A 25,161-nucleotide genomic window follows, 5' to 3' on the forward strand; every position below is an offset into this window, starting at 1 on the left:
GGGCCGCCGATGATGACGTACGCCGACGACGGGTGGACCGTCGGGCAGCTCGCCCTGCTGGCCGCGCTGGTCGTGCCGGCGCTCGGCGCGCTGCTGCTCGCCCTGCCGGTCGGCGGTGACCGGGCCGGCCGGATCACCGGCACCGTCTTCGCGGCGGTGACGTTCCTGGTCAGCCTGCCGTTGCTGCGCGACCCGACCGGGGTCGGCTGGTTCGCGTACGGTCCGCCGCTGGACGGCCCACCCGGGGTGCTGCCCTGGCATCAGCTCGACCTGCCCTGGGTGCCCGCCCTGGACCTGCGGTTGCACCTCGGTGTCGACGGCATCTCGTACCCGCTGGTGCTGCTCACCACCGGACTGACCCTGCTGTGCTGCGCGTACACCGTCTGGCGCGCCCCGCACGGCCGCAACGGGCGGGCGTTGGTCGCGTTGCTGCTGGTCGTCGAGGTCGGCATCGTCGGCACCTTCCTCGCTCTCGACCTGGTGCCGTTCTTCGTCTTCTTCGAGGTCGTGCTGCTGCCGATGTACGCGATCATCGCCGGCTGGGGCGGCAGCGACCGTACCGCCGGTGGCGGCGACCGGGCCGATGGCGCGCACCGGCGGGCGGCGACCAGGTTCGCCGTCTACACCCTGGCCGGGTCGGTGCTGCTGCTGGTCGGCGTGGTGACCGTGACGACCGCCGCCGGCACCGCCGACCTGACCGTGCTCACCGGCGGCGACGGACTCGGCCGGGGCACCCAGCTATTCGCGTTCACGCTGCTGGCGCTGGCCTTCGCGGTCAAGGCACCGCTGTGGCCGCTGCACAGCTGGCTGCCCGACGCGCACAGCCAGGCACCCACCGTCGGCAGCGTGATCCTCGCCGGGGTGCTGCTCAAAATGGGTACGTACGGGCTGATCCGGGTCGCCGTCGGCGTCGCCCCCGAAGGAGCCCGCTGGGCCGCCCCGGTGCTCGGCGCCCTCGCCGTCGCCGCGATCATCGTCGGCTCCCTGGTGTGCCTGGCGCAGACCGAGCTGAAACGGCTGATCGCCTACTCCAGTGTCGGACACATGGGATTCGTGCTGCTGGGCATCGCCACGCTGAGCGCCACCGGCATCCAGGCCGCGCTGATCGGCAACGTCGCCCACGGCGTCATCACCGGCCTGCTGTTCTTCCTCGCCGGCGCGGTCAAGGACCGCTACCACACCGGCGAGCTGGCGGATCTCGGCGGGCTGCGGGAATCCTCCCCGGCGCTGTCCGGGCTGCTCGGCTACGCGGCGATCGCCTCCCTCGGCCTGCCCGGCCTGGCCGGCTTCTGGGGTGAGGCGTTCGCCGTCGTCGCCGCCTGGCAGCGCGGCGGGCCGCTGTGGACGACGCTGGCCGTGGCGGCGGCGGTCGGGGCGGCACTGACCGCCGCGTACCTGCTGCGGATGCTGCGCCGGGTCACCCACGGCCCGGCCGGGCCGGCGGTCCGGGACACACCCGTCTTCGCGATCAGCCGCCCCGAGGCGCTGGCCTGGGCACCTCTGGTGCTGCTGGCGTTGGCCATCGGGCTGGTGCCGGCGCTGGTGCTCGGCGTCGCCGAGTCGCCGGTCACGATCCTGCTGGAGGTGATCCGGTGACCGACGGGACCGCGGCACAGACGATCGACCACCTGGCGCTGCTGCCGGCGTACCTGGCGGCGGCGACGGCGGTCGCGGTGCTGCTGGCCGACCTGTTCGTCGGCCGGCGGGCGGTCACCGGGGCGGCCGCTGTCGCCGGCGCCGCCGGGGTCGGCCTCGCCGCGCTGGTGGCGCTGGCGCATCCGGCGCGGGCCACGTTCTGCGGTACGCCGTCCGGCGTACCCGCCGAGGGCGGACTGCCCGACGGCGGACTGGCCGTCGGTGGGCTGGCCTGCTCGTACGTCGCCGACAGCCGGGCCGCCCTGGTCGCGCTGCTGTTCGCGGCGCTCACCGCCGGCGTGCTCGCGCTGTCCGCGCCGCTGCTGAACTCCGGTGCGGTGCCGGCCGGCGAGTACTGCTTCCTGCTGGCCTGCTCGATGACCGGCGGGGTGGTGCTCGGTGCCGCCGGGGACCTGATCACCCTGGTCGTGGCGGTGGAGACGCTCACCCTGCCGCTGTACATCCTGGTCGGGCTGCGCCGGCAGCGGGCCGCCTCGGCCGAGTCGGCGGTGAGCTTCTTCGTGGTCAGCGTGGTGTCCACGGCGGTGGCGTTGCTCGGCGTGGCGTTGCTGTACGCGGCGTACGGCGCGGTGCACCTCGACCTGCTCGCCGGAGCCAGCGGTCTGGCCGAGCCGGCCGGTACGGTCGTCGGCGGCTCGGCCGACGGGCAGGCCCGGCTGGCCCGGGTCGGCGTGGTGCTGCTGCTGACCGGCCTGGCGTTCAAGGTGGCGGCGGTGCCGCTGCATGCCTGGGCACCGAAGACCTACGACGGCGCGCCGCTGCCGGTCGCCGCGTACCTGTCGACCGCGTCGAAGCTCGGCGGCGTGGTGGCGATCGTCGCGGTGGTGACTGAGGGGCTCACGCCGCAGTTGGCCGCGTCCGGGCCGGTGCTGGCGGTGCTGGCGGTGGCGACCATGACGGTCGGCAACCTGGTCGCGTTGCGGCAGCGGCGGATGGTGCGGCTGCTGGCTTGGTCGTCGATCGCGCAGGCCGGCTACATCCTGGTGCCGCTGGCGGCGGCCGCCGGGGTGGCCGGTCGGGGCGTCGAGGAGCAGGCGGTGGCCGTCGCGGCGGTCTTCGCGTACACCGTCTTCTTTGTGTTGTTGGAGCTTGCCGCTTTCGCTGCGGTGGTGGCGTTGCGGCCGGCGGCCGGCGACGGCGGTTCGATCGCCGCGTATGCGGGCGCGGCCCGCCGTCGGCCGTGGATCGGTGCGGCGCTGACGCTGGCGTTGATCGGGCTGGCCGGTCTGCCGCCGGGCCTGGCCGGGTTGTTCGCCAAGGTGGCGGTGGTCCGGTCGCTGCTGGTCGGCGGGGCCGGCTGGCTGGCGTTGGTGGTCGCGGCCAACGCGGTCCTCGGCCTGGTCTACTACCTGCGGGTCAGTGCCACGCTGTACGCCCGGGAGCCGGAGCCGGAGCCGACGCCGCCGTCGGCACCTGGTGGTCCGGTGGCGTGGCCGGTGGTGGCGACGCTCGCCGTCGCGACCGTTCTGGCGGTTTTGCTCGGGTTTGCGCCACAGGTGGTCTTTGACGTCGTCGCGGGCTGAGTGCGAGTTCCTGCCTGAGTGAAACATGCCCGCCAGGTCTTGATTGACAGCCAACTCTCAGCTATTGCGGGATGCGCAGTGGGTACGTGGGCGTTGCACCTGCCGTGGGGTCTCCAGACGACCCGGTGGAGAGGGAGTGAACGTGCACAGCCACCACAACGGTCTCAAGACGGCAGCCCTGCTCGGCCTGCTCACCGCCATGATCCTCGGCGTTGGCTACTGGTTCGGCGGCAGCGGCGGCTTGATGATCGCCGTAGGAGTCTCGCTGGCGATGAACGCCGGCACCTACTTCTGGTCCGACAAGATCGCGCTGCGCTCGATGCGGGCCCAGCCGGTCAGCGAAGCGCAGTTCCCGGCGCTGCATCAGATGGTCCGGGAGTTGGCCGCCGACGCCGGGCAGCCGATGCCCCGGCTCTACGTCAGCCCGACCATGCAGCCCAACGCGTTCGCGACCGGGCGTAACCCGGCCAACGCGGCGGTCTGCGTCACCCAGGGGATCGTGCAGATCCTCGACTACCGCGAGCTGCGCGGGGTGATCGGGCACGAACTGTCCCACGTCTACAACCGGGACATCCTGATCTCCAGCGTCGCGGCGTCGCTCGCCGGCATCGTCACCATGCTGGCCCACCTCGCCTGGTTCCTGCCGTTCGGCGGCGGGGACGACGACGAGGGCGCCAACCCGGCCGCGCTGCTCGCCATGCTGATCCTCGGCCCGCTGGCCGCGTCGATCATCCAGCTGGCGATCAGCCGCAACCGCGAGTACCAGGCGGACGCGTCCGGCGCCGCACTGACCCGCGACCCGCTCGCGCTGGCCAGCGCGCTCCGCAAAATCCACATGGGTACGCAGCGGATGCCGTTGCCGGCCGAGGGTCAGCTGGCCAGCTCGGCCCACCTGATGATCGACAACCCGCTGCGCAAGGGCGGGTTCGCCGCGCTGTTCTCCACCCACCCGCCGATGGAGCAGCGGGTGGCCCGGCTGGAGCAGTTGGCGTACGCCGGTGCCGGCGGCCCGGTGCAGCGCCGGTTGTGAATCCGCCTGTGTGAGCGGCCTCGCACCCCGTACCGGACCGAAACCGGTGGGGTGCGGGGCCGTCAGCGGGTTAGGGTCGGCAGGCCGAGCGGTCGTTACCGCCGCCGGCCCATCGGCCAGTCCGCAGCACGTCGGGCCGCCGGTGCCACCAGCCGGTGAAGGGACGGAACAGTGTCCGGATTGCGGAAATATGTCGCCGTCTGGCGCATCCCCGGCGGGCCCACCCTGCTGATCCCGGGCGTCATCGGCCGGCTCAGCATCGGCATGACCCCCCTCGCCCTGCTGCTGGTGATCAGCGACTCCACCGGCCGGTACTCGCTCGCCGCGATCGCCGGCGGCGTCTACGCCCTCGCCGGGGCGGCGGTCAGCCCGGTCGCCGGGCGGATCGCCGACCGGCTCGGCCCGAGCCCGGTGCTGCTGGTCACCGGGGTCGCCCACCCGGTCGCCCTGATCGCCCTGCTGTTCGCGACCCGCAGCGGCGGCTCGATCCTGGCCGTGTTCCTGGTGTCCGGCCTCGCCGGTGCCAGCTATCCGCCGCTCAGCGCCGCGATCCGGGGCGCCTGGAACAACCTGACCAGCCCGGCCAGCGGCCGCTACCCGCTGCGCAACACCGCGCTCGCCGCCGAGACCACCATCTTCGAGGTGGTGTTCGTGATCGGCCCGCTGCTCGTCGCCGGGCTCATCGTGCTCGCCGACGCCGCAGCCGCACTGGTCGCCGCAGCCGTACTTACCCTGGCTGGCACCACCATGGTGGCGCTCGGTAGGGCGATGCGTGGCTGGCGACCCCACTCACGCGAAGGCCACGCCCGGGGCCTCGGCCCGCTGCGGGTGCCCGGCTTCCCTGCGTTGCTGGCCTGTGTCGGCGGTCTGGGCATCGGCTTCGGCACGGCCGGCGTGGCGGTGCCCGCGTACGCCTCCAACTACCTGGGCACCAACGACGACGGCGGCAGCCTCGCCGGCGTACTGCTGGCCGTCTGGGCCGTCGGTAGCGCCACCGGCGGGATCTACTTCGGTATCCGCCGACCGGCGGTGGACGCCTCCCGGCAGTTCGCCTGGCTGCTCGCCGGGGTCGCCGCCAGCTTCGTCGTGTACGCGGTGATGTCGCACCCGCTGGCCCTGGGCGTGGCACTGACGATCGGCGGTGCCGTGATCGCCCCGGCGCTGACCGTCGAGAACACCATGGTCGGCCGGATCGCCCCGGTCAGCATGCTGAACGAGGCGTACACCTGGGTTACCACCATGGCGGTCGGTGCCAGCGCGGCCGGCGGCGCGGTCGCCGGGGTGCTCGTGGACCGCGCCGGTGGCCCGGCGGCGGCCTTCCTGTTCGCCGCCGCCGCGCTCGCCCTGGCTGCGCTGCTGGCCGGCTGGCCGGCCGGCCCGATCAGCCGTGCCGAAGCCCGCGCGGCGGTCGACCTGGACCGGGCCCTGCTCGGCGGTCCGGCCTGATCCGACCGGCGCCCCGGTCGTCATCGGCCCAGTGACAGGGGCCTGGGTCAGCGGTAGTTGGTGAACTGCAGGGCGATGCCGAAGTCCTCCTGCTTGAGCAGCGCGATGACCGCCTGCAGGTCGTCCTTCTTCTTGGCGGTGACGCGCAGCTGGTCGCCCTGGATCTGCGCCTGGACACCCTTGGGTCCGTCGTCGCGGATCTTCTTGCTGATCGCCTTCGCCTTGTCCGACTCGATGCCCTGGATGACCTTGCAGTCGATCTTGTAGGTCTTGCCCGACGAGCGTGGGTCACCGGCGTCCAGCGACTTGAGCGAGATGTTCCGCTTGACCAGCTTCTCCTTGAACACGTCCAGGCTGGCCTTGACCCGCTCCTCGGTCTCCGCCTGCAACGTCACGGCCTCCTCGCCGGACCAGGCGATCTCGGCGCCGGTGCCGCGGAAGTCGAAGCGGGTGGACAGCTCCTTCTCGGTCTGCCGGAGGGCGTTGTCGATCTCCTGCCGGTCGACCTTGCTCACGATGTCGAACGACGGGTTGGCTGCCATGGTCTGCTCCCTGCCAGTGCGGGTCTCGGACGGTGCGCGGGTCTCGGACGGTGTATCGGACGTTGCCGGACAGTTGACTCCCGCTGACGGTACCCGGTTGCGGGAGAGCCCCGTCATGCCGCTATCCTTTCCTGCGTCGCCTCGCGTGACGAGGTGGCACGCCCTGGCGGGTTGCCCGAGCGGCCAATGGGAGCGGACTGTAAATCCGTCGCGAAAGCTACAGAGGTTCGAATCCTCTACCCGCCACCAGGCGCACCAACAGCCCTTGACCTGCACCAACAGGTCAAGGGCTGTTGTCGTACGGGCCGGCGTGCCGTCCCGCCCGGTCCGGCCAGGTCCAGCCGTCCCCGGTTTCCGGGACCAAGGCTCCGGACCCAAGGTGCTCTGCGGACCCAAGGTGCTTCTGCGGACCCAAGGTGCTTCTGCGGACCTGATGCCACAGGTGCATCCTGATGCACCTGTGGCATCAGGCTCGACTGGTGCAGCCGACCCTGGGACTGTGACGCTGCGTCAACTAGTCGGCGCTCATCGTCGCCAGCGGGTCTGGAGGGCACGACAGTCCCGCGTGCCCGCCGGCTGGTGGGCACGCGGTGTGCGAACGGGCCATTGAGCGTTCGGCGAGTCGTCGACCCGCACCCCGGGTAGCGTTCTCGGTTGCGGTACACCGTTTGGGCTGCGTTTTCCGAACTGGCGAGTAGCCACCGACACCGAGCCGTGACCGAAAAGGGTGCCATCGAATGGTCGGCAGGGCTTAGCGTCGAGACCCGGCGACGGTCGGTTGTCGGCAGGCTGATGACTCGGTCAGTTGACCATATATCCCGGATTTTAGTTGCATAAAAGAGCAACAAATCACTTCCTTCGCTGATTCGTAATAAATCCGGCATGTCGGTCATGATATTGACCCGGTCGCGTCGCTCAGTGCGAGGTTTGCCTAGTGTCCGTGCCTGCTAATCCTCTTCGCGGCGCCACCGCCTGTCGTCGAGCCGGATCACCCAGCCGGAGCAGCAGCGGGACGAAAGCCGCAGGGCAAAGCCGCCGCTAAGGTTCTCCTCGTCCGATTGGCTAGGATGGGCGGTGCCGAAGGTGCAGGCCGGCCGCGTCAACCTACCGTTGGTGCGGTCCGGTGTGGCACCATCAGGACTCTGCCCCTCATTCGCGTAACTCATTCGCCTCCTTGGACGGGAGTCTGTAACATGCGTGGACACACGATGGGCCGCCGGCTCGGCAGGGTCGTCGCGGTCGCCGCACTCGGGATTGCTGTCTCGTTCACCGCTGGGACCGCCGCCCAGGCTGCCCAAGCCTGGGTTACGGTCGGTGACGAAGTGCCTGTGGTTTCCCCGGTGGACAAGTACGGCTTCGACGCCACGGTGGATGCGCAGGTCTCGCTCTACGACTTCAGCTGGACCTGATCGCCGCAGCCGACACCAAGGGGATCGAGTGCCAAGGCCACAGGCGATCTCACGGCATTCTTCCAGGCGGGCCTGGTTCGTAACCGGGCCACTCGCTCTGATAGCCGTACTCATCTCTGTGGCCTTGGCCATCAGCCACCCCAATCCGACCGGAGATTGGCCGCTGGGCCTGCTGTTCTTCGGGCTGTTCCTCGCCGCGCACGCGGCAATCCTGCTGTTCGAGGTACGCCGGCAGTCGTTCACCCTCAACATCGGCGAGATCCCGTTTCTGCTGGGTCTGTTCTTCCTGCCACCACTCACTCTGATCATCGGCCGGGTGCTGGCCGCCGTACTCGGCCATCTCAGCCGGCGGCAACCACCGGTCAAGTTGTGGTTCAACGTCGCGAACGTGGCCGCTGGCACGTCGATCGCCACCGCGATAGTCGTCAACGCCGACGTACTCGACGCAGCCGAGCCGCGTACCTGGCTGACACTGGTCGGGGCGATGATCGCCTACCAGATCATCACCTTGGTCGCCGTGCTCGTGGTGATCACTCTGGCCCAGGGTCGACTGTCCACCAAGGAGCTCACCACCACGACGGTCCCCGCCCTGGTCGTCGCATCCATCAACATCACCTTCGGTCTGGTGGTGCTGATCCTGCTGGCGCAGAGCGACTGGGCGCTGATCCTGCTGGTCGCGCTGATCACCTTCTTCGTGCTGGCCTACCGGTCATACGCGAAATCACTGCGGCAGAACCGCACGCTCTCCGAGATCTACGCGTTGACCCGGGCGATCGCCGACACACCGCACGACGGGACGATCGTCGACGTACTGCTCAAGCGGGTCCGCGAGGTGCTGCAGTCCGAGTACGCCACCCTCTGGCTGCCGAAACAGGGGCGGTACCCCGAGGTGCTGCTGTCCGCGACCGCTGACGGACAGGGGCTGGTCGACACGGTAGGCGCCCCGGAATCGATCCGTGAACACGTCTTCGAGACCGGAAATTCCCTGGCTGTCGGCGCGAAATTCGGCGACGGCCCGTTCGACACCGCACTTCGGGAATGGGGTGCCAAGGACGCCGTCGTAGTGCCGCTGCGAGCCGGTTCCCTGGTGATCGGCTGCCTGGAGGTGTCCGGCCGGCTCGGGGACATTTCCCACTTCGGGCCCGGTGACCTGCGGCTACTGGAAGCGATCGCGGTGCACGCCGCGGTCGCCGTGGAGAACTCGCGCCTGGTCGACCGGCTGCGCTACGACGCGGCCCACGACGGCCTGACCCGGCTGGCCAACCGCCGCCGGCTGACCGCAGCGCTCGACGAGTCGGTGGCCATCCGGACCCCGGGTGAAGTGGTCGCCGTCCTGCTTTTCGACGTTGCCGGGCTGCGGCAGGTCAACGAGTCCCTCGGCCACGCGGCCGGGGACAAGGTCCTGGCCGAGGTCGCCCGGCGGCTGCGGGACCGCGCCCCGTCGGCCGCGCTGGTCGGCCGCAGCGGCGGAGACGAGTTCGTGGTCACCCTGCGGATGGAGGCTGCGGAGTACGCCGTACAGCTCGCGGTCGAGCTCCGTGACCAGATTCGCGACCAGATGGTCTTCGGCGCGTTGACCCTGGACGTCGACACCGTGGCCGGTGTCGCGGTGCACCCCGACCACGGCAGCGACGCCGCGACGCTGCTGCAGCGGGCGGACCTGGCCGCGACGGCGGCGAAGTCGGTGCCCGGCGGCGTCCAGCTGTTCAATCCGGCGTTGGAGTCCCGCTCGGTACGCCGGCTCGGTCTCGCCGGTGACCTGCGGGTCGCGCTCGATGAGATGCAGCTGGAGGTCTACTACCAGCCGAAGGTGACGCTGCACGGCCGCCGGCTGGTCGGGGTCGAGTGCCTGACCCGGTGGGAGCATCCGACGCACGGTTCGGTCTCGCCGGAGGACTTCGTCGCGGTCGCCGAACACACCGGCCAGCTCGGTCGGCTGACCGAGTTCGTGCTGCGCGAAGGGCTGCGCCGCAGCCGGGAGTGGAGCGTCGGTCAGCAGCCGTTGCCGGTGGCCGTCAACCTGTCCGCCCGTACCCTGACCGATCCGGAGTTTCCCGAGCTGGTCCGGACCCTGCTGGATGACGCGCAGGTCGCTCCGGAGCTGCTCACCCTGGAGATCGCCGAGGCCGGTGTGCTGGACGGTACGGACCGGCCGATGCCGACGCTGCGGCGCCTGCGTGACCTCGGGGTGCGGCTGTCCGTCGACGACTTCGGCACCGGCTACACCTCGCTGGCGCACCTGCGCCGGTTGCCGGTGCACGAGGTGAAGGTCGACCGGTCGTTCGTGCAGGGGATGGCGACCGATCCGGGGGACCTGGCGATCGTCAACGCCGTCGTGACGCTGTCCCAGCAGTTCGGCCTGACCGTGGTGGCCGAAGGGGTGGAGAGCGAACTGACCCTGGAACTGCTGCAGGACATCGGCTGCCAGGTCGGGCAGGGCTTCCTGTTCAGCCGTCCGTTGCCGTACGAGCGGCTGGCCGCCTGGTACGAGGCCCAGGCCGACCCGGAGAGCCTGCAGTCCAGCGAGGTTCGCCGGCTGCGGGCCGTGCCCTGAGCCCCGACCGGCAGCGCCTGATTCGCGATGGGCAGGGCCTCTGACCTGCGGCGGCGCAGACGGGCCAAGCTGATTTCACCTCGCGGTCGGGGCCGTGTACTCTTACCCGTGCGCATCCGCCCAGGCGGGTGGGTGTTCGGCCCCCTTAGCTCAGTCGGCAGAGCGTCTCCATGGTAAGGAGAAGGTCTACGGTTCGATTCCGTAAGGGGGCTCAGTGGGTTCCACTGGACCCGTCACGGCGGTGTAGCTCAGGTGGTAGAGCAAACGGCTCATAATCGTTGTGTCGCCGGTTCAAGTCCGGCCACCGCTACGGTCGGCTTCGCGGGTGAGGCCGGTGGTACGAAGTACGGGTGGGCGCCGCGGGCGCCCGCTTTGCATGTCCGCGCTGCCGCAGGCTACGCTGGCACGCTGTAGTTGTTCCGATAGCGAGGAAGGCACCCCGCCGTGGCCAAGGCGACCGACGTCCGTCCAAAGATCACTTTGGCGTGTGTGGAGTGCAAGGAGCGCAACTACATCACGCGGAAGAACCGCCGTAACGACCCGGACCGCATCGAGCTGAAGAAGTTCTGCCCCCGGGACGGCAAGCACACGCTGCACCGCGAGACCCGCTGACCATCGCCGTTCCGGGCGGCCCGCACGTCGTCCGGGCGCCGGCCAGCGGGTAGGTTGCTGCGCATGCCCATGGATCCGTCCTTAGTCGGTCGCAGTTACCCGCCCGGCGGTACGTACCTGGTGGGGCGGGAGAAGATCCGCGAGTTCGCCGCCGCCATCGGGGCCAGCGATGCCGTTCACCACGATCCGGACGTCGCCCGCAAAGCGGGCTATCCGGACGTGGTCGCGCCACCGACCTTCCCGGTGGCGGTCACCATGTCCTCGTCCGAGCGGGTGATCTCCGACCCCGATCTCGCGATCGACTACAGCCGGGTCGTGCACGGCGACCAGCGGTTCCGGTACGTCCGCCCAGTGGTCGCCGGCGACGAACTGGTGTGCACCGACACCATCGAGGAGATCATGTCCCGTAGTGGACATGACTTCCTGACCATCCGCACCGAGGTCGCCACCGCGGCGACCGGTGAACCGGTGGTCACCGTCTGGATGAAGCTGGTCGTCCGGGGGGAGGACTGAGATGGAGCTGACTCCGCAACGGTTCCGGGTCACCCGGGCCGACCTCGTCCGCTACGCCGGAGCCTCCGGCGACTTCAACCCCATCCACTGGAGCGACCGGTTCGCCACCGGGGTCGGCCTGCCAGGTGTCATCGCCCACGGCATGCTCACCATGGCGTTGGCCGGGCGCGCGGTGACGCAGTGGGCCGGATCGGCGGACGCGGTGGTCGAGTACTCGGTCCGGTTCACCCGCCCGGTGGTGGTCCCGGACGACGACGAAGGCACCGAGATCGAGGTGACCGGGGCGGTCAAGGGCACCACCGAGGACGGGTTGACCCGGATCGACGTCACGGCCGTCTGCGTCGGCGAGAAGGTGCTCAGCCAGGCCCGGGCACTGGTTCGTACCTCGCGCTGACGGCCGGTGGTACCGGTCCGGGTACGCGCGGTGCCGGTACCGGTTGGGAAAGTGGTGGCTCTACCCGTACACTGGTCCGCCGTGGGGCCTGTGACCCCTGTTCAGTCCTGCGTGGCCGTGCGCCTCGCGGGGTTGGGTGGGGTTGCCGACCCGCACAGGGGTGTAGCTCAATTGGCAGAGCAGCGGTCTCCAAAACCGCAGGCTGCAGGTTCAAGTCCTGTCACCCCTGCGCCCAAGGCCTGACCGACCCGGTGGGTCGGCTGCCGTCCCCGTTGGCGGCCGTCCCGCAAGGGGAATGGCCGACGTGCACGACGCAGCGCGTCTGACCTGGCGCGCGACCCGACCACCGCGACGGAGGGCGAGATGGCCGAGAGGAACCGGCGTGGCGATGACGCCGCGGACGACCGCCCCGAGGAGGAGTCGATCGACGAGACGTCGGTCGAGGACGAGGTCGACGACGACGAGCCGGCGGCACGGGGTGGTACGGCCACCCGGAGCAAGGCCAAGGCGGAGACGTCGGAGGGGCGACCGAAGGCGAAAGCCGGGGCCGGGGTGGGGTTTTTCGGGCGGATCATCCGGTTCGTCCGCGAAGTGGTCGCCGAGCTGCGTAAGGTCATCTGGCCGACTCGTAAGGAGTTGCTGACCTACACCGCCGTGGTGGTCGTGTTCATCGCGGTCATGTTGACCATCGTGGCCGGGCTGGACTTCGTGTTCGCCAAGGGTGTGCTGTGGGTATTCGGCAACCCCAGCTGATTCTGTGACGGAAGTGAGCAAGCGTGCCTGAGTACGACGAGACCGCCGGCGTCACCGACGACCAGTCGACGGTGGCCACGGCGGCGGCTGATGAGTCGGTTGAGGCCGCCAGCGCACCACCGGTCCCCACTGCCGGGGCGGACGAGTCCCCGGCTGACGCCAACGGTTCCGCCGTTGGGCCGGACAGTCCGGACAGTTCTGCGGCCGACGTCGCCGAACCCGCCGCTGCGGCCGACGACGAGGAGTTCGACCCGGTCGCCGAGCTGCGGCAGAAGCTGCGCTACGCGCCGGGTGACTGGTACGTGGTGCACTCGTACGCCGGCTACGAGAACAAGGTCAAGACCAACCTCGAGACCCGGATCACCAGCCTCGACATGGAGGAGTACATCTTCCAGGTCGAGGTGCCGACCCGGGAGGAGGTCGAGGTCAAGAACGGCAAGCGGCTCCAGGTGCAGAACAAGGTCTTCCCCGGCTACATCCTGGTCCGGATGGACCTCACCCCGGAGTCGTACTCCTGTGTGCGTAACACCCCGGGCGTCACCGGCTTCGTCGGGGCGACCGACCGGGCCGACCGGCCGGCGCCGTTGTCGCTCAACGAGGTGCTCAAGTGGCTCGTCCCGGCGGTAGCGGCCGAGCCCAAGAAGGCCAAGCCCGAGGTCAAGGTGCTGGACTTCGAGGTCGGCGACTCGGTCACCGTGACCGACGGCGCGTTCGCCTCGTTGCCGGCCACGATCAGCGAGATCAATGCCGACCAGCAGAAGCTGAAGGTGCTGGTGTCGATCTTCGGCCGGGAGACCCCGGTGGAGCTGAACTTCAACCAGGTTGCCAAGATCTGACTCCGGCTCAGCCGGGCCGGCGGGTCTTTCGGAGCCTGCGTAACCACCTGCTGCACCGACGGCGGCAACCCCAGCTGGGGTTGCCGCCGTCAGCTGCGCTAACCTAGAACGTCGGCCCTGGGCCGCGCCTGACCGTGCGCGCGTGTCGAGGGCTCGCCAGCCCGTGCCGGACGACGGCCAGTCGCCGGTGACGTCCCGCAGATCCGGTGCGGAACACCAGATCAAGCCCCAGGAAGTGACATGCCTCCGAAGAAGAAGCTCGTCAAGACGTTCACGCTGCAGTTGCCGGCGGGTCAGGCCACCCCGGCACCGCCGGTCGGTCCGGCGCTGGGTCAGCACGGCGTGAACATCATGGAGTTCTGCAAGACGTACAACGCGCAGACCGAATCCCAGCGGGGCGACATCGTGCCCGCTGAGATCAGCGTGTACGAGGACCGGTCCTTCACCTTCGTGCTGAAGACCCCGCCCGCTGCCCGGCTACTGCTCAAGGCCGCCGGGATCCAGAAGGGCTCGGGTGTGCCGCACACCACCAAGGTCGGCCAGGTGACCACCGCCCAGCTGCGGGAGATCGCCGAGAAGAAGATGGCCGACCTCAATGCGAACAGCATCGAGCAGGCGGAGAAGATCATCACCGGGACCGCCCGGTCGATGGGCATCACCGTCAAGGAGTGACCGTCCCGACCCGCGACTGCGGGTCGTAGCCGACCGACGTGGGAGGGCGCGCACGGCGTCGCCCGCCAGTGACCACAGGAGCCAGAGACAATGCAGCGCAGTAAGAACTACCGCAAGGCCACCGAGCAGATCGACCGGACGAAGCTGTACGCCCCGGCCGAGGCGGTGAAGTTGGCCAAGGAGACCAGCTCGGCGAAGTTCGACGCCACGGTCGAGGTCGCGATGCGCCTCGGCATCGACCCGCGTAAGGCGGACCAGATGGTCCGCGGCACGGTCAATCTGCCGCACGGTACGGGCAAGACGGCCCGGGTGATCGTCTTCGCCGCTGGGGCGAAGGCGGAGGAGGCCGTTGCCGCCGGCGCGGACGAGGTCGGCACCGACGAGCTGGTTGCCCGGATCCAGGGCGGCTGGCTGGACTTCGACGCGGCGATCGCCACTCCGGACCAGATGGCGAAGATCGGCCGGATCGCGCGGATCCTGGGCCCGCGCGGCCTGATGCCGAACCCGAAGACCGGCACGGTCACCATGGACGTGACCAAGGCCGTCTCGGACATCAAGGGCGGCAAGATCGCCTTCCGGGTGGACAAGCACTCCAACCTGCACCTGATCATCGGGAAGGCCTCGTTCGGCGAGGCCCAGTTGATCGAAAACTACGCGGCTGTCCTCGACGAGGTGCTGCGGGCCAAGCCGTCCGCGGCCAAGGGCAAGTACCTCAAGAAGGTCGTGCTGACCACCACCATGGGGCCGGGCGTGCCGGTGGACCCGAATGTGGTCAAGGACCTGCACGAGGCGACCAACGAAGGCTGAGCGGTCCAGTTCGACAGACGGTGGGGGCGGGATCTGACGGATCCCGCCCCCACCGTCTGTCGTGCGGATTTGGTGCCTGCCGCTGCGGTGCCGTAGGCTTGCCATATCCACACCCAAAGACCGCTGGTCACCGTGCCTCGGCACGGTTGAAGGTCCCGTTTCCACGGGCGGCCCGCGCAGGGGCGGAACGGACGATGAGTCATCGCCGTCAACTGACGGCTGTCTCGCCCCGTGCGCCCTGCGCCCGGGGCGTTTTTCGTGGGCGCGGGATCTTCACGGCCGGCTGGCGACCCGCCGGCCGTCCACCAGCCTGGAGCACCAGAGAGGAGGGACATGGCGGACAAGCCGGTTCGTGCCGACAAGGCGACCGCGGTCGCCGACCTGACCGAACGGTTCCGTGAATCGGGTGCCACGGTGCTCACCGAGTACCGGGGTCTCACCGTCGCCCAGCTGACCCAGCTGCGCCGTTCGCTGGGGCAGAGCGCGACCTACTCGGTGGCGAAGAACACCCTGGCCAAGCGGGCCGCGTCGGATGCGGGCATCGACGGACTCGACGAGCTGTTCACCGGTCCTACCGCGCTCACCTTCGTCTCCGGCGACGTGGTCGAGGCCGCGAAGGGCCTGCGCGACTTCGCCAAGGCCAACCCGATGCTGGTCATCAAGGGCGGGGTCTTCGAGGGGCGCGCGATCACCGCGACCGAGGTCAACAAGCTGGCCGACCTCGAGTCCCGCGAGGTGCTGCTGGCCAAGCTGGCCGGTGGCATGAAGGCGAACCTGAGCAAGGCTGCAGCCGTGCTGCAGGCCCCGCTGTCGAAGACCGCCCGCCTGGCGGCAGCGCTGCAGGACAAGCGCGAATCCGAGGGTACGCAGGCCTGACCCGCCAGCGCCCCGTCAACGTACTCAATTCGAAAGGAAGCCGACCATGGCGAAGCTCAGCACCGACGAGCTGCTCGACGCGTTCAAGGAGATGACGCTGATCGAGCTCTCGGAGTTCGTGAAGCAGTTCGAGGAGACCTTCGACGTGACCGCCGCCGCGCCGGTGGCCGTCGCGGCCGCTGGTGGCCCGGCCGCCGCACCGGCCGAGGCCGAGCCGGAGAAGGACGAGTTCGACGTCATCCTCGACGCGGACGGTGGCAAGAAGATCCAGGTCATCAAGGTGGTCCGGGAGCTGACCGGCCTCGGCCTCAAGGAGGCCAAGGACCTGGTCGAGGCCGCGCCGAAGGCGGTCCTGGAGAAGGCCAACAAGGAGACCGCCGACAAGGCCAAGGCCAAGCTGGAGGCGGAGGGCGCCAAGGTCACCCTCAAGTGACCTGACCCACACCGAGGTTGGTTGCGGGCGGCTATCCCCCACGGGGGTTGCCGCCCGTTTCCGTTCGCACACCCGGTGCGACTGCCCGATGATCAGGGCATTTCGCCCTTGGTCGGGTCGACGGGCTGCCCGCCCGGCCGGCAACCGGCTGACGTAGTGGGCGATCTCCCCGTACGACAGGCCTTGACGCGGCACGGACCGGCAGGCACGCTGACTACAGCAAGCTGTTTCATGGGCTTGCGACGGCCAAAGCTGGGTAATGGCACCAGCAGCGGGTCGCCGGATCGGGAGACCGGTCAGGGTCCCGGTGTTCGCCAGCCCCCACCAGGCTCCGTGGGAACGCCGCGTTCCGAGCGGTACGGAGGCACCGGTCCCGGTCGCCCCGACCAGCTCCGCGACGTCCTTCGGCGTCGGGCTGGACAGCGGTTAGCCGCTCGGCTACACTGCTAGTTTGCGCTGCCTTCCGACTTGCCTCGCGCCCGGAATGTCCGATCCTGGATATTTCGACCGAGGTTCTTTGGAGTGCGCGCGAAACAGCCGTCTGCAGCACCGGTCCTCGGAAGGACGCATCTTGGCAGCTTCCCGCCCTGCGAAGACCAGTCGTACGTCGAGCGCTTTCGCTCCTCGCCGAATCTCATTCGGCCGGATCACCGAACACCTCGAGGTCCCCAACCTTCTCTCCATCCAGACCGAGTCCTTCGACTGGCTGGTGGGCAACGAGGCTTGGCAGGGCCGGTCGGCTGACGACCCGCACGCACGATCCGGCCTCGCGGAGATCCTCGACGAGATCAGTCCCATTGAGGACTTTTCCGGCACCATGTCGCTTTCCTTCTCCAGCCCGCGCTTCGACGAGGTCAAGGCCTCGATCGAGGAGTGCAAGGAGAAGGACCTCACCTACTGCGCACCGCTCTTCGTCACCGCGGAGTTCACCAACAACACCACCGGCGAGATCAAGAGCCAGACGGTGTTCATGGGTGACTTCCCGATGATGACGCCGAAGGGCACCTTCATCATCAACGGCACCGAGCGCGTGGTGGTCAGCCAGCTCGTCCGGTCCCCGGGCGTGTACTTCGACAAGCAGCCGGACAAGACCTCCGACCGCGACCTGTCCAGTGTCAAGGTGATCCCTAGCCGGGGTGCCTGGCTGGAGTTCGACATCGACAAGCGCGACACCGTCGGTGTCCGCATCGACCGTAAGCGGCGTCAGGCCGTCACCGTCCTGCTCAAGGCCATCGGTTGGTCCGCCGACCGGATCCGGGAGCGGTTCGGCTGGTCCGAGCTGATGATGACCACCCTGGAGAAGGACCACATCGCCGGGGTGGACGAGGCGCTGCTCGACATCTACCGCAAGCTCCGTCCCGGTGAGCCGCCGACCCGCGAGAACGCGCAGACGCTGCTCGACAACCTGTTCTTCAACCCCAAGCGGTACGACGTCGCCAAGGTCGGCCGGTACAAGTTCAACAAGAAGCTCAACCTCGACGTCCCGATCAACTCGGGGACGCTCACCGAGGACGACATCGTCGCCACCGTCGAGTACCTCTGCCGGCTGCACGCCGGTGAGGAGGGCTACGAAGCCGACGACATCGACCACTTCGGCAACCGGCGGCTGCGTACCGTCGGCGAGCTGATCCAGAACCAGGTACGGGTCGGCCTGTCCCGGATGGAGCGGGTCGTCCGCGAGCGGATGACGACGCAGGATGTCGAGGCCATCACGCCGCAGACCCTGATCAACATCCGCCCGGTGGTGGCGGCGATCAAGGAGTTCTTCGGCACCTCGCAGCTGTCCCAGTTCATGGACCAGACCAACCCGCTGGCCGGGTTGACCCACCGCCGGCGGCTCAGCGCGCTCGGCCCGGGTGGTCTGTCCCGGGAGCGGGCCGGCTTCGAGGTCCGTGACGTGCACCCGTCGCACTACGGCCGGATGTGCCCGATCGAGACCCCGGAAGGCCCGAACATCGGTCTGATCGGGGCGTTGTCCACCTTCGGGCGGGTCAACCCGTTCGGCTTCATCGAGACCCCGTACCGCAAGGTCATCGACGGCCGGGTCACCGACCAGATCGACTACCTGACCGCGGACGAGGAGGACCGGTTCGTCAAGGCGCAGGCCAACGCGCCGCTGATGGCCGACGGCACCTTCGCCGAGGACCGGGTCCTGGTCCGACGCAAGGGCGGTGAGGTCGACTTCGTCCCGCCGGCGGCCGTCGACTACATGGACGTCTCACCGCGGCAGATGGTCTCCGTCGCCACCGCGATGATCCCGTTCCTGGAGCACGACGACGCCAACCGGGCGCTGATGGGCGCGAACATGCAGCGCCAGGCGGTGCCGCTGGTCAAGGCGGAGTCTCCGCTGGTCGGCACCGGCATGGAGTACCGCGCCGCGGTCGACGCCGGTGACGTGGTGATCGCCGAGTCCGGCGGTGTGGTCGAGGACCTGTGCGCCGACTACGTCACCGTGCACCAGGACGACGGCCACCGCCGGACCTACCTGCTGCACAAGTTCCGTCGCTCGAACGCCGGCTCCTGCGTCAACCAGAAGCCGACCGTCTTCGAGGGTGACCGGGTCGAGGCCGGCCAGGTCATCGCGGACGGCCCGTGCACCGACGACGGCGAGATGGCCCTCGGCCGCAACCTGCTCGTGGCGTTCATGCCGTGGGAGGGTTACAACTACGAGGACGCCATCATCCTGTCCCAGCGGCTGGTGCAGCAGGACGTGCTCACCTCGATCCACATCGAGGAGCACGAGGTCGACGCCCGGGACACCAAGCTCGGCCCCGAGGAGATCACCCGCGACATCCCGAACGTCAGCGAGGAGATGCTCGCCGACCTCGACGAGCGCGGCATCATCCGGATCGGTGCCGAGGTGGTCCCCGGTGACATCCTGGTCGGCAAGGTCACCCCGAAGGGCGAGACCGAGCTGACCCCGGAGGAGCGGCTGCTGCGGGCGATCTTCGGCGAGAAGGCCCGGGAGGTCCGGGACACCTCGCTGAAGGTGCCGCACGGCGAGACCGGCACGGTGATCGGCGTACGGACCTTCTCCCGCGACGACGGCGACGAGTTGCCGCCCGGCGTCAACGAGCTGGTCCGGGTCTACGTCGCGCAGAAGCGGAAGATCCAGGACGGCGACAAGCTTGCCGGCCGGCACGGCAACAAGGGCGTCATCTCCAAGATCCTGCCGGTCGAGGACATGCCGTTCCTCTCCGACGGCACCCCGGTCGACATCGTGCTCAACCCGCTCGGTGTGCCGGGCCGGATGAACATCGGCCAGATCCTGGAGACCCACCTCGGGTGGGTGGCCAAGACCGGGTGGAAGGTCGAGGGCGACGACGCCGAGTGGAAGGCCGCGCTGCGCGCCATCGGCTCGGACGACGCCGAGCCGGACACCAACGTCGCGACCCCGGTCTTCGACGGTGTCCGCGAGGAGGAGATCACCGGCCTGCTGGGCAGCACCCTGCCCAACCGGGACGGCGTGCAGCTGATCGGCAGCTCGGGTAAGGCCCAGCTGTTCGACGGGCGCTCCGGTGAGCCGCTGCCGGACGCGATCGCGGTCGGCTACATCTACATCCTCAAGCTCAACCACCTGGTGGACGACAAGATCCACGCGCGGTCGACCGGCCCGTACTCCATGATCACCCAGCAGCCGCTCGGCGGTAAGGCACAGTTCGGCGGCCAGCGCTTCGGTGAGATGGAGTGCTGGGCGATGCAGGCCTACGGCGCCGCCTACGCCCTGCAGGAGCTGCTCACCATCAAGTCGGACGACGTCCTGGGCCGGGTCAAGGTCTACGAGGCGATCGTCAAGGGCGAGAACATCCCCGAGCCGGGCATCCCGGAGTCGTTCAAGGTGCTGCTCAAGGAGCTGCAGTCGCTGTGCCTCAACGTCGAGGTGCTGTCCAGCGACGGCGTGGCCCTGGAGATGCGCGAGACCGACGACGAGGTGTTCCGGGCCGCGGAGGAACTCGGTATCGACCTGTCCCGGCGGGAGCCGAGCTCGGTCGAGGAAGTGTGAGGCGCGGTCGGCGGCCCTGACCCCAGGGCCGCCGACCGGGGCCCGTGAACCAGCAGTAGCGACGACGACATAGGGGACACGAAACGTGCTCGACGTCAACTTCTTCGACGAGTTGCGCATCGGTCTCGCCACCGCCGACGACATTCGTCAGTGGTCCCACGGCGAGGTCAAGAAGCCCGAGACGATCAACTACCGCACCCTCAAGCCGGAGAAGGACGGGCTCTTCTGCGAGAAGATCTTTGGCCCGCAGCGGGACTGGGAGTGCTACTGCGGCAAGTACAAGCGCGTCCGCTTCAAGGGCATCATCTGTGAGCGGTGCGGCGTCGAGGTGACCAGATCCAAGGTCCGTCGGGAGCGGATGGGGCACATCGAGCTCGCCGCTCCGGTCACTCACATCTGGTACTTCAAGGGCGTCCCGAGCCGGCTCGGCTACCTGCTCGACCTGGCGCCGAAGGACCTGGAAAAGATCATCTACTTCGCGTCGTACGTGGTGACCGGGGTGGACGCCGAGGCGCGCCACCGCGACATGTCGACGATCGAGAACGAGATCTTTGCGGAGAAGCGCCAGTCGGAGAACAGCCGCGACTCGGAGATCGAGAAGCGGGCCGCCAAGCTGGAGGCCGACCTGGCCGAGCTGGAGGCCGAGGGCGCCAAGGCCGACGTACGCCGCAAGGTCAAGGAGTCCGGCGAGCGGGAGATGCGCCAGATTCGCGACCGGGCGCAGCGGGAGATCGACCGGCTCGACGAGGTGCTCGACACCTTCCGGAAGCTGGAGCCGAAGCAGCTGGTCACCGACGAGCTGCTGTACCGGGAGCTGCGCGACCGGTTCGGTGAGTACTTCACCGGCGGGATGGGCGCCGAGGCGATCAAGACCCTGCTGCAGCACATGGACCTGGACGCCGAGGCGGACAACCTGCGGGAGATCATCCGCAGCGGCAAGGGCCAGCGCAAGATCCGGGCCTTGAAGCGGCTCAAGGTTGTCGCCGCGTTCCTCAGCACCCGGAACTCGCCCGGGGGCATGGTCCTGGACTGCGTACCGGTGATCCCGCCGGACCTGCGCCCGATGGTGCAGCTCGACGGTGGCCGGTTCGCCACCAGCGACCTCAACGACCTGTACCGCCGGGTGATCAACCGGAACAACCGGCTCAAGCGGCTGATCGACCTGGGCGCACCGGAAATCATCGTCAACAACGAGAAGCGGATGCTGCAGGAGGCCGTCGACGCGCTGTTCGACAACGGCCGCCGCGGTCGGCCGGTGACCGGCCCGGGTAACCGGCCGCTGAAGTCGCTGTCCGACATGCTCAAGGGCAAGCAGGGCCGGTTCCGGCAGAACCTGCTCGGCAAGCGGGTCGACTACTCCGGCCGGTCGGTCATCGTCGTCGGTCCGAAGCTGAAGCTGCACCAGTGTGGTCTGCCCAAGCAGATGGCGCTGGAGCTGTTCAAGCCGTTCGTGATGAAGCGGCTGGTCGACCTGAACCATGCGCAGAACATCAAGTCCGCCAAGCGAATGGTCGAGCGGCAGCGGCCGGTGGTGTGGGACGTGCTCGAAGAGGTCATCTCCGAGCACCCGGTGCTGCTCAACCGGGCGCCGACCCTGCACCGGCTGGGCATCCAGGCGTTCGAGCCGCAGCTGGTCGAGGGCAAGGCGATCCAGATCCACCCGTTGGTCTGCACCGCCTTCAACGCCGACTTCGACGGTGACCAGATGGCGGTGCACGTACCGCTGTCGGCCGAGGCGCAGGCCGAGGCCCGGATCCTGATGCTGTCGTCGAACAACATCCTCAAGCCGTCCGACGGCAAGCCGGTGACCATGCCCACCCAGGACATGATCATTGGGCTGTACCACCTCACCCACCGGACCGAAGGTCTGACCGGTGAGGGTCGGGTGTTCAGCTCGGACGCCGAGGCCCGGATGGCGTTCGACAACGGCGAACTGCACCTGCAGTCGCCGGTCCGAATCCGGCTGCACGGCGTGGTCGAGGTCGACAACGGTGCCGGCGCGTCGCGTTGGGTAGCACCTGAGGATTGGCAGCCGGGTACGCCGCTGATCGTCGACACCACCCTCGGCCGGGTGCTGTTCAACGAGGTCATGCCGGTCGGCTACCGGTTCGTCAACTACGAGGTCCGCAAGAGCCAGCTGTCGGCGATCGTCAACGACCTGGCCGAGCGGTTCCCGAAGGTGGCCCTCGCGGCGACCCTGGACGGGCTCAAGGAGGCCGGCTACCACTGGGCCACCTGGTCCGGCGTGACCATCGGCATGCAGGACGTCGTCGCGCCGCCGCACAAGCAGGAGACCCTGGAGCGGTACGAGGCGGAGGCTGCCCGGATCGACAAGCAGTACCAGCGCGGTCTGATGACCGGCGAGGAACGACGCGGTGAGCTGATCGAAATCTGGACCAAGGCGACCAACGAGATCGCCAAGGATCTGGAGACCTCGCTGCCGCACGAGAACCCGCTGTGGAAGATGATCCACTCTGGCGCTCGAGGCAACCTGCTGCAGCTACGGCAGATCGCGGCGATCCGTGGTCTGGTGGCCAACCCGAAGGGCGAGATCATCCCGCGGCCGATCAAGTCGAGCTACCGGGAGGGTCTGTCGGTACTGGAGTACTTCATCTCCACCCACGGTGCCCGTAAGGGTCTGGCCGACACCGCGCTGCGGACCGCCGACTCCGGTTACCTGACCCGTCGACTGGTCGACGTGTCGCAGGACGTCATCATCCGCGAGGAGGACTGCGGCACCGACCGGGCGATCACCATGCAGGTCGGTGAGCGGCTCGACGGCAAGCTGGTGGTGCACGAGTTCGCCGAGACCGGCGTGCACGCCCGTACCCTCGCCGAGGACATCAAGGGCGCCGACGGCGAGGTCGTGGTCGAGCGCGGCGCGGACCTCAACTCGATCCTGGTGGACAAGCTGGTCGCTGCCGGGGTGGAGAACGTGCGGGTACGCAGCGTGCTCACCTGCGAATCCAAGCTGGGTGTCTGCGGCGCCTGCTACGGGCGTTCGCTGCCCACCGGCAAGACGGTGGACATCGGCGAGGCGGTCGGCATCATCGCCGCCCAGTCGATCGGTGAGCCGGGTACCCAGCTGACGATGCGGACCTTCCACACCGGTGGTGTCGCCGGTGAGGACATCACCCAGGGTCTGCCCCGGGTGCAGGAGATCTTTGAAGCCCGGGTGCCGAAGGGCAAGGCGCCGATCGCCGACACCCCGGGCCGGGTGCGGATCGAGGACGGCGAACGGTCCCGGAAGATTGTCGTCATCCCGGACGACGGCAGCGACGAGATCGTCCACGACAAGGTATCCAAGCGGGTCCGGCTGCGGGTGCACGACGGTGACCACGTCACCGTCGGCGAGAAGCTCACCGAGGGCACCATCGATCCGCACGAACTGCTGCGGATCCTCGGCCCGCGGGCGGTCCAGGTCCACCTGACCCAGGAGGTCCAGGAGGTCTACCGCTCGCAGGGTGTGCTGATCCACGACAAGCACATCGAGATCATCATCCGGCAGATGCTCAAGCGGGTGACGGTCATCGACTCCGGCGGCACCGAACTGCTGCCCGGCGTGCTCGTCGACCGCGCCGTCTTCGAGTCGGAGAACCGCCGACTCGTCTCCGAAGGCGGCGAGCCCGCCGCCGGTCGGCCGATGCTGATGGGCATCACCAAGGCGTCGCTGGCCACCGACTCCTGGCTCTCGGCGGCCTCCTTCCAGGAGACCACCCGGGTGCTGACCGACGCGGCGATCAACGCCCGCAGCGACTCGCTGATCGGCCTCAAGGAGAACGTGATCATCGGTAAGCTCATCCCGGCCGGTACCGGCATCAGCAAGTACCGCAACATCCGGGTCGAGCCGACCGAGGAAGCGAAGGCGAAGGTCTACTCGATGACCGGCTACCCGGAGACCGACTACGGGTTCGGGCCGGCCAGCGGTCAGGCCGTACCGCTGGACGACTTTGATTTCGGTTCCTACCGCTGATCAACGGCTGGTACGACTGTCCGGGCGCCTGCCCCGCCGCGACCGCGGCGGGGCAGGCGCCTTCAGCTTGTAGGCTGGCACCGTGCAGGTGACCCCGGTGCCCCAGGCCGTGCACCCGACGCCACGGCATCCGGCGGACCCCGACCCGGTGCGGTCCACCAAGGCCGGAGCTGTCTTCGCGCTCGGGTTGGTCGCGGCGCTCACCGGGCTGCTGGTCGGCGGCGTGGTGCCGGCCGTGGTGGCGCTGCTGCTGGCCAACCAGGCACGCCGGGAGGCGTACTCGTCGCGGGGTTACCTGACCGGGACGGGCTGGCTGCGCCGCGGCGAACGCCTGGCCTGGACGGGCCTGCTCCTTGCCGCGGTGACGCTGACCCTGGCGCTGGTGTTCGGCATCTTCGACTGGGCCACCGGTCCGGTCGGGCAGGACTTCGACCCCGGCATCGACTGACCGCAGCGGCACCGGGCCGGCCCGGGCGACCGGGCCGAGTCACCGGCTGGTCACGGACGACCGGCTGGGCCGGCCGCAGGACGAGGAGGAACGCAGGTGACCCAGCCCTCGGGGTACGGGACCGCAGTGCCACCGGCCGGGCCGCCGCCCGGTGCCCGACCGGTGGCCCCGCCACCGCCGGAGGGACGGCTGTCCCCACGGCGGGTGGAGCAGGTGCCCGGCACGAGTTTCGGGCTGGTGCATCTGGAGGTGCCGCCGGTGGTGTCCGGGCTGGCGGTGACGTCGTTGATCGCCGGCGTCATCTCGGTGCTGGTCTCGCTGACCGTCGGCTGCCTGGGCGTGGCCGGCGCGGACGGTGGCTGGGGCGGCTGGGCCGCCGGGGCGTTCACCCTGCTCGGCGTCGCCTTCGGAGGGGCGGCCGTCGGCCTGGGCCTGCTCGGTCTGCGCCAGGTCCGGCAGACCGCGCCACCGCCGGCGGTGCGGTTCACCGGCCGCGGTTTGGCGATCGCCGGGATCAGTTGCGGCGGGGTGGGGCTGGCGGTGACCCTGTTCAGCTTTGCCGTCGCGCTCCTGCTGGTCGCCGGCTGACATTCGCCGGATGCATCCGGCCAGTGCCCAGTACGCCGCCCGTCGGGCCGACGGCCGGGCGAACCGGTACACTTGGTGACCGGAGCGGTCCGC

General features: G+C 69.2%; 20 protein-coding genes and 4 tRNA genes. 23 read left to right on the forward strand and 1 reads right to left on the reverse strand.

Annotated elements, in window-relative coordinates; genetic code table 11:
• Positions 1-12 precede the first annotated feature (12 nt).
• The 4 genes from O7621_RS08515 to O7621_RS08530 all read left to right on the forward strand — a co-directional run bounded on the left by O7621_RS08515 (position 13) and on the right by O7621_RS08530 (position 5,655).
• Positions 13-1,596, forward strand: a complete 1,584-nt coding sequence (locus O7621_RS08515; RefSeq protein WP_282234500.1) for an NADH-quinone oxidoreductase subunit M — start codon at positions 13-15, stop codon at positions 1,594-1,596.
• The gene (locus tag O7621_RS08520; protein ID WP_282233513.1) at positions 1,593-3,179 is read left to right on the forward strand and encodes a proton-conducting transporter membrane subunit; all 1,587 of its coding nucleotides are present in this window, start codon (positions 1,593-1,595) and stop codon (positions 3,177-3,179) included. The genes O7621_RS08515 and O7621_RS08520 overlap by 4 nt, the downstream gene beginning before the upstream one ends.
• A 142-nt stretch (positions 3,180-3,321) precedes the next feature.
• Complete coding sequence (htpX, locus tag O7621_RS08525) at positions 3,322-4,209, forward strand: zinc metalloprotease HtpX (RefSeq protein ID WP_282234501.1); 888 nt, start codon at positions 3,322-3,324, stop codon at positions 4,207-4,209.
• A 171-nt stretch (positions 4,210-4,380) separates the two neighbouring features.
• On the forward strand, positions 4,381-5,655 hold the full coding sequence (locus O7621_RS08530) for an MFS transporter (protein ID WP_282233514.1): 1,275 nt from the start codon (positions 4,381-4,383) through the stop codon (positions 5,653-5,655).
• A gap of 47 nt (positions 5,656-5,702) precedes the next feature.
• Here the strand turns inward: O7621_RS08530 and O7621_RS08535 are convergent, their stop codons facing one another.
• Entirely contained in the window at positions 5,703-6,197 is a 495-nt protein-coding gene (locus O7621_RS08535) for a YajQ family cyclic di-GMP-binding protein (protein ID WP_281551907.1), read from the reverse strand.
• A 165-nt stretch (positions 6,198-6,362) separates the two neighbouring features.
• Here O7621_RS08535 and O7621_RS08540 point away from each other — a divergent pair.
• The 19 genes from O7621_RS08540 (at position 6,363) to O7621_RS08630 (ending at position 25,068) form a co-directional block, all read left to right on the forward strand.
• A tRNA-Tyr gene (locus tag O7621_RS08540) sits at positions 6,363-6,446 on the forward strand.
• A 944-nt stretch (positions 6,447-7,390) separates the two neighbouring features.
• On the forward strand, positions 7,391-7,606 hold the full coding sequence (locus O7621_RS08545) for a hypothetical protein (protein WP_282233515.1): 216 nt from the start codon (positions 7,391-7,393) through the stop codon (positions 7,604-7,606).
• 28 nt (positions 7,607-7,634) lie between these two features.
• Positions 7,635-10,160, forward strand: a complete 2,526-nt coding sequence (locus O7621_RS08550) for a sensor domain-containing phosphodiesterase (protein ID WP_282233516.1) — start codon at positions 7,635-7,637, stop codon at positions 10,158-10,160.
• A gap of 139 nt (positions 10,161-10,299) precedes the next feature.
• A tRNA-Thr gene (locus O7621_RS08555) sits at positions 10,300-10,372 on the forward strand.
• 25 nt (positions 10,373-10,397) lie between these two features.
• Positions 10,398-10,470, forward strand: a tRNA-Met gene (locus O7621_RS08560).
• 134 nt (positions 10,471-10,604) lie between these two features.
• Positions 10,605-10,772 (forward strand): 50S ribosomal protein L33, encoded by a 168-nt coding sequence (rpmG, locus tag O7621_RS08565; protein WP_046567246.1) that lies wholly within the window; start codon positions 10,605-10,607, stop codon positions 10,770-10,772.
• A gap of 63 nt (positions 10,773-10,835) precedes the next feature.
• Complete coding sequence (locus O7621_RS08570) at positions 10,836-11,285, forward strand: MaoC family dehydratase N-terminal domain-containing protein (RefSeq protein WP_282233517.1); 450 nt, start codon at positions 10,836-10,838, stop codon at positions 11,283-11,285.
• Between the two features lies 1 nt (position 11,286).
• Positions 11,287-11,679: a MaoC family dehydratase gene (locus O7621_RS08575; protein WP_282233518.1), complete on the forward strand. Its 393-nt coding sequence runs from the start codon at positions 11,287-11,289 to the stop codon at positions 11,677-11,679.
• Positions 11,680-11,835: 156 nt separating this feature from the next.
• Positions 11,836-11,908: transfer RNA gene (locus tag O7621_RS08580), tRNA-Trp, on the forward strand.
• 134 nt (positions 11,909-12,042) lie between these two features.
• Positions 12,043-12,432, forward strand: coding sequence for a preprotein translocase subunit SecE (secE, locus tag O7621_RS08585; RefSeq protein ID WP_282233519.1), 390 nt, complete (start codon positions 12,043-12,045; stop codon positions 12,430-12,432).
• Positions 12,433-12,455: 23 nt separating this feature from the next.
• The gene (gene nusG, locus O7621_RS08590; protein WP_282233520.1) at positions 12,456-13,268 is read left to right on the forward strand and encodes a transcription termination/antitermination protein NusG; all 813 of its coding nucleotides are present in this window, start codon (positions 12,456-12,458) and stop codon (positions 13,266-13,268) included.
• 240 nt (positions 13,269-13,508) lie between these two features.
• Complete coding sequence (gene rplK / locus O7621_RS08595; RefSeq protein WP_281551900.1) at positions 13,509-13,940, forward strand: 50S ribosomal protein L11; 432 nt, start codon at positions 13,509-13,511, stop codon at positions 13,938-13,940.
• Positions 13,941-14,030: 90 nt separating this feature from the next.
• Positions 14,031-14,747: a 50S ribosomal protein L1 gene (gene rplA, locus O7621_RS08600; RefSeq protein ID WP_282233521.1), complete on the forward strand. Its 717-nt coding sequence runs from the start codon at positions 14,031-14,033 to the stop codon at positions 14,745-14,747.
• Positions 14,748-15,080: 333 nt separating this feature from the next.
• Positions 15,081-15,623 (forward strand): 50S ribosomal protein L10, encoded by a 543-nt coding sequence (rplJ, locus tag O7621_RS08605; RefSeq protein WP_282233522.1) that lies wholly within the window; start codon positions 15,081-15,083, stop codon positions 15,621-15,623.
• A gap of 46 nt (positions 15,624-15,669) precedes the next feature.
• Positions 15,670-16,056, forward strand: a complete 387-nt coding sequence (rplL, locus tag O7621_RS08610; protein ID WP_123606157.1) for a 50S ribosomal protein L7/L12 — start codon at positions 15,670-15,672, stop codon at positions 16,054-16,056.
• Between the two features lie 571 nt (positions 16,057-16,627).
• Positions 16,628-20,059 (forward strand): DNA-directed RNA polymerase subunit beta, encoded by a 3,432-nt coding sequence (locus O7621_RS08615; protein ID WP_278173667.1) that lies wholly within the window; start codon positions 16,628-16,630, stop codon positions 20,057-20,059.
• 85 nt (positions 20,060-20,144) lie between these two features.
• Positions 20,145-24,032 (forward strand): DNA-directed RNA polymerase subunit beta', encoded by a 3,888-nt coding sequence (locus O7621_RS08620; RefSeq protein WP_282233523.1) that lies wholly within the window; start codon positions 20,145-20,147, stop codon positions 24,030-24,032.
• A gap of 82 nt (positions 24,033-24,114) precedes the next feature.
• Positions 24,115-24,480, forward strand: coding sequence for a hypothetical protein (locus tag O7621_RS08625; protein WP_282233524.1), 366 nt, complete (start codon positions 24,115-24,117; stop codon positions 24,478-24,480).
• Positions 24,481-24,693: 213 nt separating this feature from the next.
• Entirely contained in the window at positions 24,694-25,068 is a 375-nt protein-coding gene (locus tag O7621_RS08630; protein WP_282234502.1) for a hypothetical protein, read from the forward strand.
• Positions 25,069-25,161: the final 93 nt, after the last annotated feature.

It is taken from the genome of Solwaraspora sp. WMMD937 (assembly GCF_029581175.1).
Taxonomy (GTDB): Bacteria; Actinomycetota; Actinomycetes; order Mycobacteriales; family Micromonosporaceae; genus Micromonospora_E.